Source organism: Streptomyces albidicamelliae (genome assembly GCF_025642175.1).
Taxonomy (GTDB): Bacteria; Actinomycetota; Actinomycetes; order Streptomycetales; family Streptomycetaceae; genus Streptomyces; species Streptomyces albidocamelliae.
On the sequence record NZ_CP106795.1, the window covers coordinates 5,925,237 to 5,942,105 of the forward strand.

General features: G+C 69.0%; 16 protein-coding genes and 1 pseudogene. 14 read left to right on the forward strand and 3 right to left on the reverse strand.

Going from position 1 to position 16,869, the window contains the following annotated elements:
- Nucleotides 1-151: 151 nt before the first annotated feature.
- Both whiG and N8I86_RS27195 read left to right on the forward strand, forming a co-directional pair.
- Complete coding sequence (gene whiG / locus N8I86_RS27190) at nucleotides 152-994, forward strand: RNA polymerase sigma factor WhiG (RefSeq protein WP_073890031.1); 843 nt, start codon at nucleotides 152-154, stop codon at nucleotides 992-994.
- An 84-nt stretch (nucleotides 995-1,078) separates the two neighbouring features.
- Entirely contained in the window at nucleotides 1,079-1,636 is a 558-nt protein-coding gene (locus N8I86_RS27195; RefSeq protein ID WP_073890033.1) for a TetR/AcrR family transcriptional regulator, read from the forward strand.
- A 135-nt stretch (nucleotides 1,637-1,771) separates the two neighbouring features.
- Here the strand turns inward: N8I86_RS27195 and N8I86_RS27200 are convergent, their stop codons facing one another.
- On the reverse strand, nucleotides 1,772-2,380 hold the full coding sequence (locus N8I86_RS27200; RefSeq protein WP_263278911.1) for a M23 family metallopeptidase: 609 nt from the start codon (nucleotides 2,378-2,380) through the stop codon (nucleotides 1,772-1,774).
- A 273-nt stretch (nucleotides 2,381-2,653) separates the two neighbouring features.
- Between N8I86_RS27200 and rpsB the strand changes: the two genes are divergently transcribed.
- The 7 genes from rpsB to N8I86_RS27235 all read left to right on the forward strand — a co-directional run bounded on the left by rpsB (nucleotide 2,654) and on the right by N8I86_RS27235 (nucleotide 9,239).
- On the forward strand, nucleotides 2,654-3,571 hold the full coding sequence (gene rpsB / locus N8I86_RS27205) for a 30S ribosomal protein S2 (RefSeq protein WP_073890037.1): 918 nt from the start codon (nucleotides 2,654-2,656) through the stop codon (nucleotides 3,569-3,571).
- 151 nt (nucleotides 3,572-3,722) lie between these two features.
- Complete coding sequence (tsf, locus tag N8I86_RS27210) at nucleotides 3,723-4,559, forward strand: translation elongation factor Ts (RefSeq protein ID WP_073890039.1); 837 nt, start codon at nucleotides 3,723-3,725, stop codon at nucleotides 4,557-4,559.
- 203 nt (nucleotides 4,560-4,762) lie between these two features.
- A complete protein-coding gene (gene pyrH, locus N8I86_RS27215) occupies nucleotides 4,763-5,521 on the forward strand; it encodes a UMP kinase (RefSeq protein WP_073890040.1) in 759 nt (252 codons plus the stop codon).
- A gap of 184 nt (nucleotides 5,522-5,705) precedes the next feature.
- On the forward strand, nucleotides 5,706-6,263 hold the full coding sequence (gene frr, locus N8I86_RS27220; RefSeq protein ID WP_073890041.1) for a ribosome recycling factor: 558 nt from the start codon (nucleotides 5,706-5,708) through the stop codon (nucleotides 6,261-6,263).
- Nucleotides 6,263-7,393, forward strand: coding sequence for a phosphatidate cytidylyltransferase (locus tag N8I86_RS27225; RefSeq protein ID WP_263278912.1), 1,131 nt, complete (start codon nucleotides 6,263-6,265; stop codon nucleotides 7,391-7,393). Before frr ends, N8I86_RS27225 begins: the two co-directional genes overlap by 1 nt.
- Before the next feature lie 335 nt (nucleotides 7,394-7,728).
- A complete protein-coding gene (locus N8I86_RS27230) occupies nucleotides 7,729-8,961 on the forward strand; it encodes a cytochrome P450 (RefSeq protein ID WP_123436526.1) in 1,233 nt (410 codons plus the stop codon).
- An 89-nt stretch (nucleotides 8,962-9,050) separates the two neighbouring features.
- Nucleotides 9,051-9,239, forward strand: coding sequence for a hypothetical protein (locus N8I86_RS27235; RefSeq protein WP_073890046.1), 189 nt, complete (start codon nucleotides 9,051-9,053; stop codon nucleotides 9,237-9,239).
- Nucleotides 9,240-9,349: 110 nt separating this feature from the next.
- On the opposite strand, the gene N8I86_RS27240 is transcribed toward N8I86_RS27235, so the two are convergent.
- Nucleotides 9,350-9,634 carry a YfbM family protein gene (locus tag N8I86_RS27240; protein ID WP_263280159.1) on the reverse strand — a complete coding sequence of 95 codons (285 nt, stop codon included), beginning with the start codon at nucleotides 9,632-9,634 and terminating at the stop codon, nucleotides 9,350-9,352.
- A gap of 125 nt (nucleotides 9,635-9,759) precedes the next feature.
- Entirely contained in the window at nucleotides 9,760-10,683 is a 924-nt protein-coding gene (gene ku, locus N8I86_RS27245; protein WP_263278913.1) for a non-homologous end joining protein Ku, read from the reverse strand.
- A gap of 214 nt (nucleotides 10,684-10,897) precedes the next feature.
- Between ku and N8I86_RS27250 the strand changes: the two are divergent.
- The 5 genes and pseudogenes from N8I86_RS27250 to N8I86_RS27270 all read left to right on the forward strand — a co-directional run.
- Nucleotides 10,898-11,038: pseudogene (locus tag N8I86_RS27250) on the forward strand (NUDIX hydrolase); the annotation flags it as partial.
- Between the two features lie 1,161 nt (nucleotides 11,039-12,199).
- Nucleotides 12,200-13,321 carry a catalase family protein gene (locus N8I86_RS27255; RefSeq protein ID WP_263278914.1) on the forward strand — a complete coding sequence of 374 codons (1,122 nt, stop codon included), beginning with the start codon at nucleotides 12,200-12,202 and terminating at the stop codon, nucleotides 13,319-13,321.
- Nucleotides 13,322-13,485: 164 nt separating this feature from the next.
- Entirely contained in the window at nucleotides 13,486-14,070 is a 585-nt protein-coding gene (locus N8I86_RS27260; RefSeq protein WP_198960331.1) for a hypothetical protein, read from the forward strand.
- A 121-nt stretch (nucleotides 14,071-14,191) separates the two neighbouring features.
- The gene (locus N8I86_RS27265) at nucleotides 14,192-15,598 is read left to right on the forward strand and encodes a Dyp-type peroxidase (RefSeq protein ID WP_263278915.1); all 1,407 of its coding nucleotides are present in this window, start codon (nucleotides 14,192-14,194) and stop codon (nucleotides 15,596-15,598) included.
- A 404-nt stretch (nucleotides 15,599-16,002) separates the two neighbouring features.
- On the forward strand, nucleotides 16,003-16,833 hold the full coding sequence (locus N8I86_RS27270) for an alpha/beta fold hydrolase (protein WP_263278916.1): 831 nt from the start codon (nucleotides 16,003-16,005) through the stop codon (nucleotides 16,831-16,833).
- Nucleotides 16,834-16,869: the final 36 nt, after the last annotated feature.

A 16,869-nucleotide genomic window follows, 5' to 3' on the forward strand; every position in this document is an offset into this window, starting at 1 on the left:
GCTACGCTCACGAAGGCGTCGACACAGACTGCGCCAACTCGACACCAGACCGACAGCTCACGCAGGCGGACCACTTCACCCGAACGAACTCCTACCGGCCCACTTCACGGCACTTCACGGCACTTCACGGCAGAACGGCACAAGGCGACGAATGCCCCAGCACACCTCCGGGTCCGACCGGGCGGCGATCCCCCCAGCCGCCCGCGACGGTGGCAGCGTGCGGCCGCCCGCTCCCTCGACGCTCGACGAACTGTGGCGGTCGTACAAGGCGACGGGGGACGACCGGCTGCGTGAGCAGCTGATCCTGCACTACTCGCCGCTGGTCAAGTACGTGGCCGGCCGGGTGAGCGTGGGGCTGCCGCCCAACGTGGAGCAGGCCGACTTCGTGTCCTCCGGCGTGTTCGGGCTGATCGACGCGATCGAGAAGTTCGACATCGACCGGGAGATCAAGTTCGAGACGTACGCGATCACCCGGATCCGCGGCGCGATGATCGACGAGCTGCGGGCGCTGGACTGGATCCCCCGCTCGGTCCGGCAGAAGGCGCGCAACGTCGAGCGTGCCTACGCCACCCTGGAGGCCCGGCTGCGCCGCACCCCGTCGGAGGGCGAGGTCGCCGACGAGCTGGGCATGGAGGTCGAGGAACTCCACGCTGTTTTCAGCCAGTTGTCGCTGGCCAACGTGGTCGCCCTGGAGGAGCTGCTGCACGTCGGCGGCGAGGGCGGGGACCGGCTCAGCCTGATGGACACCCTCGAGGACACCGCGGCCGACAACCCGGTGGAGGTGGCCGAGGACCGGGAGCTGCGGCGGTTCCTCGCGCGGGCGATCAACACGCTGCCCGAGCGGGAGAAGACCGTCGTCACGCTGTACTACTACGAGGGGCTCACCCTCGCCGAGATCGGCAATGTGCTCGGCGTCACCGAGAGCCGGGTCAGCCAGATCCACACCAAGTCGGTACTGCAGCTGCGGGCGAAGCTCGCGAGCTTCGGGCGCTGACTCGTCCCGGCCACGCTGCGTCGGCTCCCGTTGTCCGGGACGCGTCCGTAAAGTGGTGGCGTGCCAAGGATTCGAGCGGCCTCCGTGGCCGAGCACCGGTCGATGCAGCGAGCCGCCCTGCTGGACGCGGCGCGGTCCCTGCTGTCCGAGGGCGGGACGGACGCGCTGACCTTTCCCGCGCTCGCCGAGCGCACGGGGCTGGCGCGGTCGTCCGTCTACGAGTACTTCCGGTCGCGCGCGGCCGTGGTCGAGGAGCTGTGCGAGGCCGACTTCCCGCTGTGGGCGGCGGAGGTGGCCTCAGCCATGGAGCGGACGGACTCACCGGAGGGCAAGGTCGAGGCGTACGTACGGCAGCAGCTGTCGCTGGTCGGGGACCGGCGCCACCGGGCGGTCGTCGCGATCTCCGCGAGCGAGCTGGACGCGGGGGCCCGGGAGAAGATCCGGGCGGCCCACGGCGGCCTGGTCGCGATGATCGTCGAGGCGCTCGGAGAGATGGGGCACGCACAGCCCCGGCTGGCGGCGATGCTGCTCCAGGGCGTCGTGGACGCGGCGGTCCGCCGCATCGAACTCGGCGCGGCCGAGGATCCCACCGCCATCACCGACGCGGCCGTGGCCATGGCCCTGCGGGGCGTACGGGGCTGAGCGTCCGGGCGGCGACGCGGCGACGGGTCCCGCCGGGCGGCGCCTGCCTGGTGCCGATGCCTCCCATGCTGCCCCGAGTCGGTTCGTCGTGGCGCCCGTGGGCGCTGGTCGGCACCCTTCCCGGCGCCACCGCGGTCACCGCCGCGCCATCGGCCCCTGCCCCGACGGTGGCCGGCCCGGCGGTACCGGGAGCAGCCTCGACGGCCCCCTCGCCAGCAGCCACGGCGGCAGCAGGGAGAGCGGATCCAGATAGGTCTCGCCCCGCAGCAGACCCCAGTGCACGCAGGTCGCCGGTCCGCAGTGCGAACCGCCCGCCTGGACCGCCCCCACCACCCCGCCCGCCGCCACCTCGTCCCCCTTCCGCACCGCCGCGGTCACCGGCTCGTACGTGGTGCGCAGATCCGTTCCGGTCAGCTCCACGGACACCACGCCCCGCCCGGCCACCCGGCCCGCGAAGGACACCCGGCCCGCCGCGACCGCCCGCACCGCCGAACCTGCGGGCGCGGCCAGGTCGACGCCCCGGTGGCCGGCGCCGTACACCGTCGCCGGGGGCTCCCAGCCCCGCAGCACCGAGGGGCGCACGCCCACCGGCCAGACGCGGCCCACGGCCGGCACCGGGGCCGCCGGGGCGGAGGGCGGCCCAGGGACCGGGGGATCCGCCCAGGCCGGAGGGGTGAGGGCGGCCACGGCCGAGCTGAGCAGCACAGCCACCCCCGTCAGGACCCGTCGCATCGCTCGTCGCATGCGGCAACCGTCCCGCACGGCGCCGATCACGGCCGGAGCCTGTGGGCAACCCCCCGCTTGTGGAGAGCGGCGTCACCCGGCGCCTTCCCGGTCCCGTACACTTCTTCTGGCGATCCGGGTCACCGGGTCGACTTCGCACGCCCCGGTACGGCACCCGGCAAGGGTTCGTACCAAGCGCCTCTCGGTCCTTCGCGGCACGGCGCATCGCGGGCGTCAGGCGCGGCCGCCGTCCGGCGGACGCGGCACAACCGAGAAATTCAAGGAGATACGGCCATGGCCGTCGTCACGATGCGGGAGCTGCTGGAGAGCGGCGTCCACTTCGGTCACCAGACCCGTCGCTGGAACCCGAAGATGAAGCGCTTCATCTTCACCGAGCGCAACGGCATCTACATCATCGACCTGCTCCAGTCGCTGTCGTACATCGACCGCGCCTACGAGTTCGTCAAGGAGACCGTCGCCCACGGCGGCACGGTCATGTTCGTCGGCACGAAGAAGCAGGCGCAGGAGGCCATCGCGGAGCAGGCCACCCGCGTCGGCATGCCCTTCGTCAACCAGCGCTGGCTGGGCGGCATGCTCACCAACTTCTCGACCGTCTACAAGCGTCTGCAGCGCCTCAAGGAGCTCGAGCAGATCGACTTCGAGGACGTCGCGGCCTCGGGTCTGACCAAGAAGGAGCTTCTCGTGCTCTCGCGCGAGAAGGCCAAGCTGGAGAAGACCCTCGGCGGTATCCGCGAGATGTCCAAGGTTCCCAGCGCCGTCTGGATCGTGGACACCAAGAAGGAGCACATCGCGGTCGGTGAGGCCCGGAAGCTCAACATCCCGGTCGTCGCGATCCTCGACACCAACTGCGACCCCGACGAGGTCGACTACAAGATCCCGGGCAACGACGACGCGATCCGCTCCGTCACCCTGCTGACCCGCGTGATCGCCGACGCCGTCGCCGAGGGTCTCATCTCCCGCTCCCGCGTCGCCACCGGCGACAAGGGCGAGAAGGCCGCCGCCGAGCCGCTCGCCGAGTGGGAGCGCGACCTGCTCGAGGGTGAGAAGAAGGACGAGGCTCCGGCCGCCGAGGCTGCTGAGGCCGCTCCGGCCGCCGAGGCTGCTCCGGCCGCCGAGGCCACCGAGGCTGCCCCCGCCGCCGAGGCCGCTCCGGCCGAGGGCGAGAAGGCCGCCGAGGGCGAGCAGGCCTGACGTCAGCGTTGACGGCGGGGGCGGCGACATGAAGTCCGCCCCCGCTGTTCACCCGTAGGTCGGCACCGGGTACGGGATCCGCGGCTACATGTGGATCCCGGACCGTGCGGATCTGAAGATCTCCCAGACTTCGAGAAAGACTCACAGACTCATGGCGAACTACACCGCCGCCGACGTCAAGAAGCTCCGTGAGCTCACGGGCGCCGGCATGATGGACTGCAAGAAGGCGCTGGACGAGGCCGAGGGCAACGTCGACAAGGCCGTCGAGGCCCTGCGCATCAAGGGCCAGAAGGGCGTCGCCAAGCGCGAGGGCCGCTCCGCCGAGAACGGCGCCGTGGTCTCCATCATCGCCGACGACAACTCCTCCGGCGTCATCGTCGAGCTGAAGTGCGAGACGGACTTCGTCGCCAAGGGCGAGAAGTTCCAGGCCGTGGCCCAGGCCATCGCCGAGCACGTCGCCAAGTCGAACCCGGCCGACATCGAGGCGCTCCTCGCCTCCGAGATCGAGGCCGGCAAGACCGTCCAGGCGTTCGTGGACGAGGCCAACGCCAACCTCGGCGAGAAGATCGTCCTGGACCGCTTCGCGCAGTTCTCCGACGGCTACGTCCTGGCCTACATGCACCGCACCATGCCCGACCTGCCGCCGCAGATCGGTGTCCTGGTCGAGCTCGACAAGCCGAACGCCGAGGTCGCCAAGGGCGTCGCCCAGCACATCGCCGCCTTCGCGCCGAAGTACCTCTCCAAGGAGGACGTGCCGGCCGAGGTCGTCGAGACCGAGCGTCGCGTCGCCGAGGAGACCACCCGCGCCGAGGGCAAGCCCGAGGCCGCGATCGCCAAGATCGTCGAGGGTCGTGTCAACGGCTTCTTCAAGGACGCCACGCTGCTCGGCCAGCCGTACGCGCTCGACAACAAGAAGTCGGTCCAGAAGGTGCTGGACGAGGCCGGTGTCACCCTGAAGCGCTTCTCGCGCATCAAGGTCGGCATCTGAGTCCGTACCGCGATCGACGCGCGACCCACGGAGAAATCCCGATAGGGTCGACAGCAGTCGTCCGCGCACACCGCCACACCCGGGCGTGCGGCGGACGGCAGCAGATCTGACGAGGAGGCCATTGCCGCGCATGGGAGCGAAAAGCGAACCCATCGGCAATGGCCTTCTTCGTATGTGCAACACGTGAAAGAGGCGGGATCTCCATGACCACGAAGGCCCAGAAGAGCGACGACGGCAAAGTACGCGGCCGGTTTCTGCTGAAGCTGTCCGGAGAGGCCTTCTCCGGTGGCGGGGGCCTGGGCGTCGACCCCGACGTGGTGCACAAGATCGCCCGCGAGATCGCCGCCGTCGTCCGCGACGGAGCGGAGGTCGCGGTCGTCATCGGCGGCGGCAACTTCTTCCGCGGCGCCGAACTCCAGCAGCGCGGCATGGACCGTGCGCGCTCCGACTACATGGGCATGCTCGGCACCGTGATGAACTGCCTCGCCCTCCAGGACTTCCTGGAGAAGGAGGGCATCGACAGCCGGGTGCAGACCGCCATCACCATGGGGCAGGTCGCCGAGCCGTACATCCCGCTGCGCGCCGTGCGCCACCTGGAGAAGGGCCGCGTGGTCATCTTCGGCGCCGGCATGGGCATGCCGTACTTCTCCACCGACACCACCGCCGCCCAGCGCGCCCTGGAGATCGACGCCGAGGCGCTGCTCATGGGCAAGAACGGCGTGGACGGGGTCTACGACTCCGACCCCAAGACCAACCCCGACGCCGTCAAGTTCGACGCCCTCGGCTACGGCGAGGTCATCACCCGGGACCTCAAGGTCGCCGACGCCACGGCCATCACCCTGTGCCGCGACAACAAGCTCCCGATCCTCGTGTTCGAGCTTCTCGCGGAGGGCAATATCGCCCGCGCCGTCAAGGGTGAGAAGATCGGCACGCTGGTGGGTGAGCAGGGCAGCCGGGACTGACCGGCACGACCCCGCCACCCGGGAGCGCCACCTGTCCGAGGGACGGACGGGACGCACCCTGGCCGGGGGATGGACAATGTCCTGCCGGTCGGGAACCGTGCAGGAAGAAGACGCGACGCAGCCGGCCGCCGCTCCGATCGAGGAACCGCGGCCGGGCCTCACTCAAGACACGCAGGAGCAAGTGGTGATCGAAGAGACCCTCCTCGAGGCCGAGGAGAAGATGGAGAAGGCCGTCGTGGTCGCCAAGGAGGACTTCGCCGCGATCCGCACCGGCCGTGCGCACCCGGCGATGTTCAACAAGATCGTGGCCGACTACTACGGTGCCCCGACGCCGATCAACCAGCTGGCCTCGTTCTCCGTGCCGGAGCCGCGCATGGCGGTCGTGACCCCGTTCGACAAGAGCGCGCTGCGCAACATCGAGCAGGCGATCCGCGACTCCGACCTGGGCGTCAACCCCAGCAACGACGGCAACATCATCCGAGTGGTGTTCCCCGAGCTGACCGAGGAGCGCCGCCGCGAGTACATCAAGGTCGCCAAGGGCAAGGGTGAGGACGCGAAGGTCTCCATCCGCTCCGTGCGCCGCAAGGCCAAGGACGCCATCGACAAGCTGATCAAGGACGGCGAGGTCGGCGAGGACGAGGGCCGCCGTGCGGAGAAGGAACTCGACGACCTGACGGCGAAGTACGTCGCCCAGGTGGACGAGCTCCTCAAGCACAAGGAATCGGAGCTGCTCGAAGTCTGATGAGCGACTCTTCCTGGGGGGCACCGCCGTACGCGGGGCAGGCCGGGTACTGGGGGTCCACCGACGGTGGACCTGTCCAGGGGGCCGCCCCGGCGGGTCCCACGTACGATGCGCCTGAGGCGCACCAGACTCGCCCCATGCCCATCGTGCCCGAGGTACCCGAGTTCGGCGGGGACCAGGACGACGACCGGGGGGCCGCTCGGCTGGGCGGTCCCTTGTTCCGAGACGAGACCTTCCAGGACCGGCCCGTCCCGGCCGAGACCCAGAATCCGGAGCCCATGCCCGACGCCCCGCAGCCGGCGCCAGCGCCGCAGAAGAAGAGCGCGGGCCGTGACCTGAGCGCGGCCATAGGCGTCGGCGTCGGGCTCGGTGTGGTGATCGTCGCGTCCCTGTTCGTCGTCAAGGCCGTGTTCGTCGGTGTCGTGGCGATCGCCGTCGTCGTCGGTCTGTGGGAGCTGACCAGCAGGCTGCAGGAGCGCAAGGGCATCAAGGCGCCGCTCGTGCCGCTCGCGGTCGGCGGTGCGGCGATGGTGGTCGCCGGCTATGCGCGCGGTGCCGAGGGGGCGTGGGTCGCCATGGCCCTGACCGCCCTCGCGGTCCTGGTCTGGCGCATGACCGAACCGCCGGAGGGCTATCTCAAGGACGTCACGGCCGGCGTCTTCGCCGCGTTCTACGTGCCGTTCCTCGCCACCTTCGTCGCGATGATGCTCACCGCCGACGACGGCCCCTGGCGGGTCCTCACCTTCCTGCTGCTGACGGTCGTCAGCGACACGGGTGCGTACGCGGTCGGCTGGCGTTTCGGCAAGCACAAGCTCGCCCCGCGCATCAGCCCCGGCAAGACCCGCGAGGGTCTGCTCGGCGCGGTGGCCTTCGCCATGGTCGCGGGCGCGCTGTGCATGCAGTTCCTGATCGACGATGGCGCCTGGTGGCAGGGCCTGCTGCTGGGGCTCGCGGTCGCGGCCAGCGCCACCCTGGGCGACCTGGGCGAGTCCATGATCAAGCGTGACCTGGGCATCAAGGACATGGGCACCCTGCTCCCCGGTCACGGCGGCATCATGGACCGGCTGGACTCCCTGCTGCCGACCGCGCCGGTGGTGTGGCTGCTGATGGTCCTCTTCGTGGGCTCCTGAGCCGGCACGAGGCTGCCGGCCCGCACGTCGTACCGGCTCCGCCTGAGCCGGCACGAGACTGCCACCCGCACGTCGTACGGCTTCCGGGCCCCCGTCCTGAACAGGGCGGGGGCCCGTCGTCGCGTCCGGGGCCCCGAGGCACCTGTTTCTGCCGCGCACCCCGGCGACGGTCACGGCGGTCGGCCGCTCACAGGGCCGTACCGGAGGGCTCCCCGGGGCGGAGCCGGCGGCACCCGGATGCCGCATTACAAGTCGGCGACCGGAGCCGGTGCGCGGCAGACTCCCTGGCAGGGCGGCGTGTCCGCCGCCGCAGCCCGCCGCAGGGAGTGTGCCCGATGCCTCTCGACCCAGCTCCGGCCCCGGCCCCGCCTCCGCCGCCGGTGAGGTTCTGGCCCGTCGACGATCTGCCCGCGCTTGACCCCGACCCCTTCCTGGACGAGGTGCTGCGCGAGGAGCCGGTCACCCGGATCAGGCTCGCGCACGGCGACGGGTACGCCTGGCTGGTCACCCGCTACGAGGACGTCCGCTTCGTCACCTCCGACCCGCGCTTCTCCCGCGAGGAGGTCGTCGGCCGCGACGTCACCACCATGCGCCCGGTGCCGGTGGCCTCGCAGACGGCGGGACTGCAGTACATCGACCCGCCCCGGCACAACCGGCTGCGCCGGGTCGTGGCGCGTGCGTTCACCGGCAGGAGCATGCAGCGGCTGCGGCCGCTGGCCGAGCACCGGGCCGCCGAACTGCTGGACGCGATGGAACGCGCCGGCGCACCGGCCGACCTGATGGAGCACCTGCACGGGCCGTTCCCGATCGCCGTGATCCGTGACTTCCTCGGCGTCGACGAGAAGGACTGGCACCGCTGGGCGGAGACGGGCGAGGCGCTGCTGTCGGCGGGCGTCGAGTCCAAGGAACGCGCCGCCGAGGCCGCGAAGGCCACCCGGGCCCGGATCGTCGAACTGCTCCAGCAGCGCCGCGAGGATCCCCGCGAGGACCTCGCGGGAGTGCTGGCGCAGGCCGCGGCCTCGGGCGAGATCACCGACGACGAGGCGATCTCCCTGGCCACCGCGATCCAGGTCAGCGGTGGGCACGCGGTCCGCAACAACAGCGGCTCGATGATGTACGCGCTGCTCACCCACCCCGGGCACATGGACCGGCTGCGCCGTGAGCCGGAACTGCTGCCCCGGGCCGTGGACGAACTGTTCCGCTACGTCCCGCACCGCAACGGCGTCGGCATCCCCCGGGTCGCCACCGAGGACGTGGAGGTGGGCGGCCAGCTGATCCGGGCCGGCGACGTGGTCTACAACGCGTACGTCTCCGCCAACCGGGACCCGGACGTGTTCGCCGACCCCGACAGCCTGGACTTCGACCGCGAGACCGCCGCCCATCTGGCCTTCGGGCACGGCCCGCACCACTGCCTGGCCGCCATCATGGCCCGCATGGAGGCCGAGGTCATGATCGGCTCGGTCCTCACCCGCTTCCCGGCGATCCGGCTGGCCGTGCCCCCCGAGGAGGTCGAGTTCCAGCGCCAGGGCCTGATCCGCGGTCCCCGGACCCTGCCCGTGACCTGGTGAGGGAACCGATCACGCACGTGCGGCGTCTGCCGGAACGACCAAGGCTTCCGGCATGACAGCACGAGCCTGATCGCACAGGTGGGGGAGAAATGATCGTTGTGCTGCTCGGCGTCCTGGCGCTCGTCATCGGCGGATGCGTCTGCGTGGTGTGGGCGGAGCGGGGCGGCCCACGCTGGGCCCGCGTCGTGGCCAAGGTGACCCTCGTGGCCGCCGAGATCGCCGGCACCTCCACGAAGAGCCGGAGCCGGTCCCGCAACAACAGCTCCGGCGACGACTGAGGGCCACGCGTGTGAGGCCGGCGAAGACTGAGGCGCAACGGCGTGGGCAGGCCGGCGACGACTGAAGTGCCACGGCCCGGGCAGGCCGCGGCACCGGGCTGGGCTCGCCGTCAGTCGAGCCAGACGAGCACGGCGTCGTCGGCCGCCGCGGCAGCGCCGAAGAACCGGTTCAGCCCGTCGTTACCATCGGCGCCCCACTCGAGCGCATCCGGCTCGTCCCAGCACAGGGGGTACACCTCGGCCTTGATCAGGTCGGCGGGAGCCACGTCAGCGAGGAGCCGGTCGTACGTGGTGTCGCCCAGCGCCCGCGCCGCGAGCCGGACCCGCTCGGCCCGCCGGTATCTCGGCGGCCCGCTCCTCTGCGTCCTGGACCTCCTCGACGACGTCCAAAGCAGCGGGAGCCTGCGCTCGGCGGCCCACGCGACGGCGGGCGGAGGATGCGCCGGCGGCGGAGGTGCGCGCCTACGACGACGTCAGGCGGTCAGGCAGCCCCGGCCGGGTGGCACCTCCGACCGGACGGCTAGGCACTGCGTGGGTTTCTGCCCGGTGCCTTCTTCGTGGGGGTCTTCTTCGCCGTGGCCTTCTTGGCCGGCTGCTTCTTGGCGGGTGCCCGCTTCTTCGGTGGGGGCAGTTCGTGGACCTCCGCCGGGCCCGCTCCCTCGCCCCGGGACCGCTTCGCCTGCTGCACGGACGCGTTGAGTGCGGCCATGAGATCGAGCACCTGCGCCGGCTCCTCCGGTTCGGGTGCCTCCGGGAGCGGCTTGTTCCCGCGCTTCGCCTCGATGATCCGCGCGACGGCCTCCGTGTACTGGTCCTGGAACTCGGGCCCTTCGAGGGAGTCGGCGGTCATGGTGTCCATGAGCGCGAGGGCGCCCTCGATCTCCTCGTCGGTGATCTCGACCGGAGCGGGGAGCAGCTCGGTGGGATCGCGGATCTCGTCCGGCCAGCGCATCGCGTGCAGCACGAGGACGCCGTCGCGTACCCGCAGCAGACCCAGCCGCTCCCTGCCGCTCCACGCGTACTTCGCGACGGCGACCTTGCTGGAGCGGCTGAGGGCCTGTACCAGCAGCTTGTACGGCTTGGCGGCGACCTGGCCCGCCGGCTGGAGGTAGTACCCGTCGGAGATCCGGATCGGATCGATCGACGCGAGGGGGACGAACGCGTCGATCTCGATGGCCTTCGCCGTGGGCAGCGGCAGGTTGCTCAGGTCCTCGTCCGTGATCGGAATGACCTGCGTCCTGGTCAGCTCGTAACCCTTGCCGATCTCGTCCTGCGGGACCTCGCGGTCCTCCAGCTCGCACACCTTGCGGTAGCGCACCCGGCCCATGTCCTCCAGGTGGTACTGGTGGAAGTGGATGCTGTGGTCCTCCGTGGCGCCGACCACGTTGATCGGCACGGTGACCAGACCGAACGAGATGGCGCCGGACCAGATGGTTCGGGGCATGACCAACCTCCGCAGTCGCCCCGAGCACCATCAGCCTATGAGCGCCCCAGCCGCACCGCACGTGGGCCGACGCCGCCGCTCCGACGGCCCCCGACCGGGAACTCCGGCCCGGCCTTCTGGGAAAGTGCTCGCTCGCCGACGGAACGCGCGGAGTGCCGTACGGATCAGGCCAGCAGCGCGGCGGCGTGGTGACGTGCCTGGTTCAGCCAGGAGGCACGGGGAGTCGACCGCGGTCAGCTGGCTGACGCCCGACGAGGTATCGGAGCGCATGTCCGAGGTTTTCGCCGTTCGGCTCTTGGACGCCTTGGATGGCAACGGCCCCCACGTGCGGAGCCACGACGGACGGCGGCTCATCAGCCAAGCCGAGGCAAGCGGTATCAAGCATCAGGTGAAGCCACAACGTCGAGCATCAACCGAGACAAGACAGACGGCGGCTCATCCCAGCGGGATAAGACTTTCCCTACTTCATCAAGGCCCGCGCACGGCGCGGGCGCGCGCCGCCTCTGCGGCGCGGCCTGCCTCCTGCCTCCTGTCTTCGCCCGGGCTGGCCGCACCCGGCGACGCGCTCGGCGGCTGCGGGGACGTCATGGGGAGAAACCCTCTGTGGCTGGGGCGGTCGGCTCCACGGCTTTAGGCAGCCAATTTGGCGCGAGCCTCGAAGATCATGGCCCAAGATCGGGCACTAACGGGCAGGCTCACAAACCTGCCCGATCCGCTGGCTAGCGGAATGGGCCATGATCACTCGCGCCAAATCAGCTCCAGCCCAAAGCCGCTCCACCGACCTAGCCGTGGGCTTCGTCAGCCTCGCTGGTCAGCGAGAGCCGTGATCAGTAGCGCTGGTATTGAACCGCCCCTCCGCTGGGGTGCAGCGTCGCCCCACACTCCGCCGGAGAGCTGCGGGGTTGTGGTCGTCATTGAACGTTGTCGGTCGTCGCTGGCCGCCCTCGGACGGCCCACAGACGGCCCGGTCCGCCGGGCTCTACGGGGGCCGCCTGTGCAGATGCAGGCCGTTCCGGCGAGATCACCGCCGCCCTCGAACGGCTCGCGCACCTGCTCAACGCATGGGATAATTGCCATGATTACACCGTAATGCTGCAACTCAGGTCGGGTGATGCGCCTTCGGCGACTGCCCCAGTTGTAGTTGACCCGTTTCCAGGCCGGGCCCCAGCGTGCTCGAAACATTTGGGCCTCCTGGCAGGTACCCGGACCGGACTCACGCCGGCAAGCGACGACGGGCTTACGACGAAAGATCACCTGCACGAGGTCACCTCCCGTCTGCTGGGCGCATGAATGATCAGAGTTAGTGCCGAGGTGATGGATAGTTCTCGGACGCAGAAGTGGATCACCAGTGGCGACCTCCGCCCAGTCGCCGACAGTGCCGGGCACACTCGGGACCATCAAGTCCAGCAGTACTCAAAGGCTGTACTTGGCCGCCAAATATTACTCGGGTGGAGTTCAGCAGAGCCACAAGCATTGAACGAACGGGACAAGCGAGATCGACTTGGAGGAGCGACAGATGTCATCCGAGTTCGTTCGTTATACCCCTGAGGTCGAGACCATCGATCCCCATCTAGACGAGCTGCTGGCACAGATCATTGATTTCTGGGAGAAAAAGGGCCGTGAATCGCCGAGCACCGAGGGCACCGGTCGGGCCGTCCGCGGCGCGCACGCTAAGTCATTCGGCCTGGTCAAGGCAGAAGTCGAGATCTTGACTGATGTGCCGGCGGCGTATGCACAGGGCATCTATGCCAAGCCGGGCCGCCACGGCGCACTGATTCGCTTCTCCAGCACGTCCACCCACCTGGGCACGGACGCACAACTCGGACCCGGCCTTGGCTTCGCGATCAAAATATTCGATATCGACGGACCAAAACTCGTCGAGGACGAGCCGGACTCGACCACCTTCGACCTCGTGCTCAAAAATAACCCCATCTTCATCAGCAATACGGCGAAACACTACCTGTTCATCGAGGACATCGCGAACAACGCGCAGGACTACGTGACACGCGGCAAGGCGGGTCTCCACGAGCTGCTGGCGGATGTGCTCACGGGCAAGGGCCAGCTGCAGCAGCAAGAGTGGGCATGGGACGAGGTATTCGCGATCGTGAGAGTGGCAACGCAGACGCATGTGCGCAATCCGCTGCTCACCACGTTCTGGAGCATGGGCGCGGTACGTCATGGGGACTACATCGCCAAGATACGTGTCGCGCCGGCCGCGGAGAGCGCCACGCACGTGATCCATCGTGATCTCGACCTCACGATTGGCCCGGACGTGTTTTATCCGACGCTGGCGGACGAGCTACAGGCGAGACCATTCGATTTCGATCTTCAGGTCCAGCTGTGCACGGACCTCGCGGCGATGCCAGTGAACGTCCTGACCGTGGAATGGCCCGAAAAGTTGTCTCCCTTTGTCACCGTGGGGCGCGTGCATCTACCGCGCCAGGACATCTCGGGACCCGAGAACTTCGAGAAGGGTGACGCGCTCGCGTTCAATCAGTGGCGTGTCACGTCCGCTCACCGCCCGCTGGGCGAAATCATGAACGTGCGACGGATCTACACGGCGTCGGCCAAGGTCCGCCGGACGCTGAACCACCAGCCGCAAACCGAGCCGACCAGTGCCGATTCGGTGTTGCCGTGATCAGAGGCCCACGGGTCCGGCTCGGGCGGTAACCACCCGGTCCGCGGCGCATCCGTGGGCCGTCCGGCCATTATCCGGGCGCAGGAATCGAACCGGATCGAAAGGACAGGACAGCTATGACAATGCAAGAAGGGACAGCGACCGCACCGGAAGCCGATCAGGCCGTGGAACAGAACATCCAGAAGCTGCGAGAGCTCTACGCCGACGCGCCGGAGGTGGGAAAGCAGGCGTTGAAGAACGTACTCCAAAAAGGCGCGACGTCGATTATGGGGAAGCCGCGAACGCGGATGGAATCCGCTGGCCGGGTCGGCAGTCGACAGGGCAGGGTCTCGGAGCTCACCCTGATCGCTCCGTTCGTCGAAGGTGGAGCAGAGCGACTGCGCGCCTTCCTGCAGCTGCGGGACGGAAACTTCGATGACACAGACAGGGTTGGCACCGTCCACGATATGCGCTTCGTATTCCTTGACAACGACAGGAAGCTGCTCTTCTGTACCGCTTACGACGATGAGTGGGACCCCTACATCGACGACTTCGCAACGAAGATCCCGGACGAACTGGATCTGTTTATGAGCAATTGCGTGGGATGGCCGGGAACGCGCAGCCCGTCGGTGAAGGACTGGATCGCGAAGTACCAGGTCACGGCCGATGGCTGGTACGTCGCGAATCCAGATCTGACGGTGGCGGAGACCAGGCGGCTGAACCGCGTCGGCCACGCGCTGGAAGAATTCCTGGACAAGATCAGCGACTAGTCCAGCCACCCGGACAGTCTGCCCTGCCAGTCCAGCCACCCGGACAGTCTGGTGCGGCCGCGCCACCCGGCGAGAGTGTCCCCGTGAGCCGGCTCGTCTCGGTTTCTGTGGGGAGAACGCCATGCCGCTCGTCGATCGCCTCGGAGGCGACCTTCCGCGTGCCCCCGTCACCGTGGAGCTCGACGACATCCAGGCGACGGTGCTGCGCTACCGGCCCGAGCCCTACTACGGCACGCACGTCATGCTCCACGTGGAGGATGCCCAGGCCGGCCGCGAATTCGTGCAGCGGCTGACACCCTACGTCGACTCCGCCGCCGACTGGTGGCAGGGCGGCGACGCCTGGACCTCCATCGCCATCAGCTCCACCGGGCTGGTGGCTCTAGGCCTGCCAGCGGATTCGCTCCGGTCCTTCCCCGAAGCATTCCGCGTGGGGATGGCCGCACGCGCCGACAAGCTCCGGGACTACGGACCAAACGACCCGAAGAACTGGGAAAGGCCCTTCGGCACCGGGGAGATCCACATCGCGGTCAGCATCTTCAGCGACACGGAAGACAAGTGGCGCCGCGCGATGGAGACCGCGGGCCGGCAGTATCAGGGGTTCTCCGGCGTCACCGTCATGCTGATGCAGGACTTCGGCGCCCAGCCAGGCGACCTCAATCCGCTGGGCTACAGAGATTCGATCGGCCAGCCGGCCATCGAGGGCTGCGGCGTCGACTCGTTGCCCGGCCAGGGACCACCGATCAAGGCCGGCGAATTCATCCTCGGCTACCCCGGCGAGGCCGGCGTGCCGCTGCCGATGCCGCGTCCGGACGTGCTGGGCCGCAACGGCACCTTCGTCGGGCTGCGCAACTACCAGGCCCGCGTCGGGACGTTCAACCGGTTCCTGCGCGAGCACGCGCAGAGCGAGCAGGAGCGGGAACTGCTCGCCGCGAAGCTGGTGGGCCGCTGGCGCAGCGGCGCGCCCTTGACGCTCGCCCCGACGCAGGACGACCCGGCGCTCGGCGCGGACGCGCGCCGGAACAACGACTTCACCTACGTCGCGGATCCGCACGGCCGCCAGGTGCCGCTCGGCTCACACATGCGGCGCATGAACCCGCGCGACACCAAGATGGCCCTACTCGCCGACGTGAACGTTCACCGGATCATCCGGCGCAGCACGACCTATGGGGCACCCTACGACCCTGACGCGACCTCGAAGCAGGACGACGAGGTACGGCGCGGCACCTACTTCATCTTCCTCAGCGCCAAGGCAATGGCCACGATGGAGTTCCTGCAGCAGGAGTGGATCAACAACGGCAACTTCATGGACCTGGGCGACGAACGCGATCCGAACGTCGGGCTGCAAGAGGACGGGGCGACGTTCACCATCCCGCAACATCCGGTGCGGCGTCGCATCCACGGCATCCAGACATTCAACGTGCTGCGCGGCGGCGAATACTTCTTCATGCCCTCCCTGTCCGCCTTGAGATGGATCGGGGAGCTCCGCCAATCCAGCGGCCACGCTGATGAACGAGCCGAACCATCCTGAAAGCCGTCGCGACCCCCTGACGACCGCAAGCTTCACGAACCCCGAGTTGCACCGATCTGGGTCAGGGCGCGCGGACCTGGCCCGCTGAGGACGGGAGGTGCCCGCGGTGGGCGAGGGTACGGCCGGCCCCGATGCCGGGAGCGGCGCTTCTGCTCGTGGCCTGACCGTCAACAAGTTAGAGACCGATCCCAGGAGCCAGGGCCACGAGCCACCACGACGGGCGGGCGAGCTTGATGCCATCTCTGAGACTTGGCGGACGCCGACAAGCTGCGGATGTGGCCCGCAGGGGCAGGGCGTAACGTGGGCCATACATCCGGACCGCGCCCGCTGGGCGTGAAGTCCCGCGTGCCCCGCACCCATTGCTCTGTAGCCGGGGGTGCGCTCGGACTAGCGGAGGATCTGCGATGGGTACAGTCACGACCGACGACGGCACCACGATCTTCTACAAGGACTGGGGTCCTCGGGAGGGGGAGCCGATCGTCTTCCACCACGGGTGGCCGTTGAGCGCCGACGACTGGGACAACCAGATGTTGTTCTTCCTGGCGCAGGGCTACCGAGTCATCGCTCACGACCGCCGTGGCCACGGACGCTCCACCCAGACCGCGACCGGCCACGACATGGACACCTACGCCGCGGACGTGACCGCGCTGACCGACGCCCTCGACCTGCGGGGTGCCGTGCACATCGGCCACTCCACCGGCGGCGGCGAGGTCGCCCGCTACGTCGCCCGCGCCAAGCCCGGCCGCGTCTCCAAGGCGGTCCTGGTGGGCGCCGTGCCACCGCTGATGCTGAAGACGGAGGCCAACCCCGGCGGCCTGCCGATGGAAGTCTTCGACGGCTTCCGTGCGGGCGTTGCCGGCAACCGGGCTCAGTCGTTCATCGATATTCCCTCGGGGCCGTTCTACGGCTTCAACCGTCCCGGAGCTCAGGTGTCGCAAGGCCTGATCGACAACTGGTGGCGCCAGGGCATGATGGGCGCGGCGAACGCGCACTACGAGTGCGTTGCGGCGTTCTCCGAGACCGACTTCACCGAGGACTTGCAGCAGATCGAGGTGCCCGTCCTCGTCGCCCACGGAACCGACGACCAGGTCGTCCCGTACGACGACTCGGCACCCCTGACGGTCAAGCTCCTGAAGAACGGGACCCTCAAGTCCTACGAGGGCTACCCGCACGGGATGCTGTCGACGCACCCGGAGGTCCTCAACCCGGACATCCTCGCGTTCATCCGTTCCTGACCCCGACGGGCCGGCCTCAGCGTCCGGCCCGTTCCC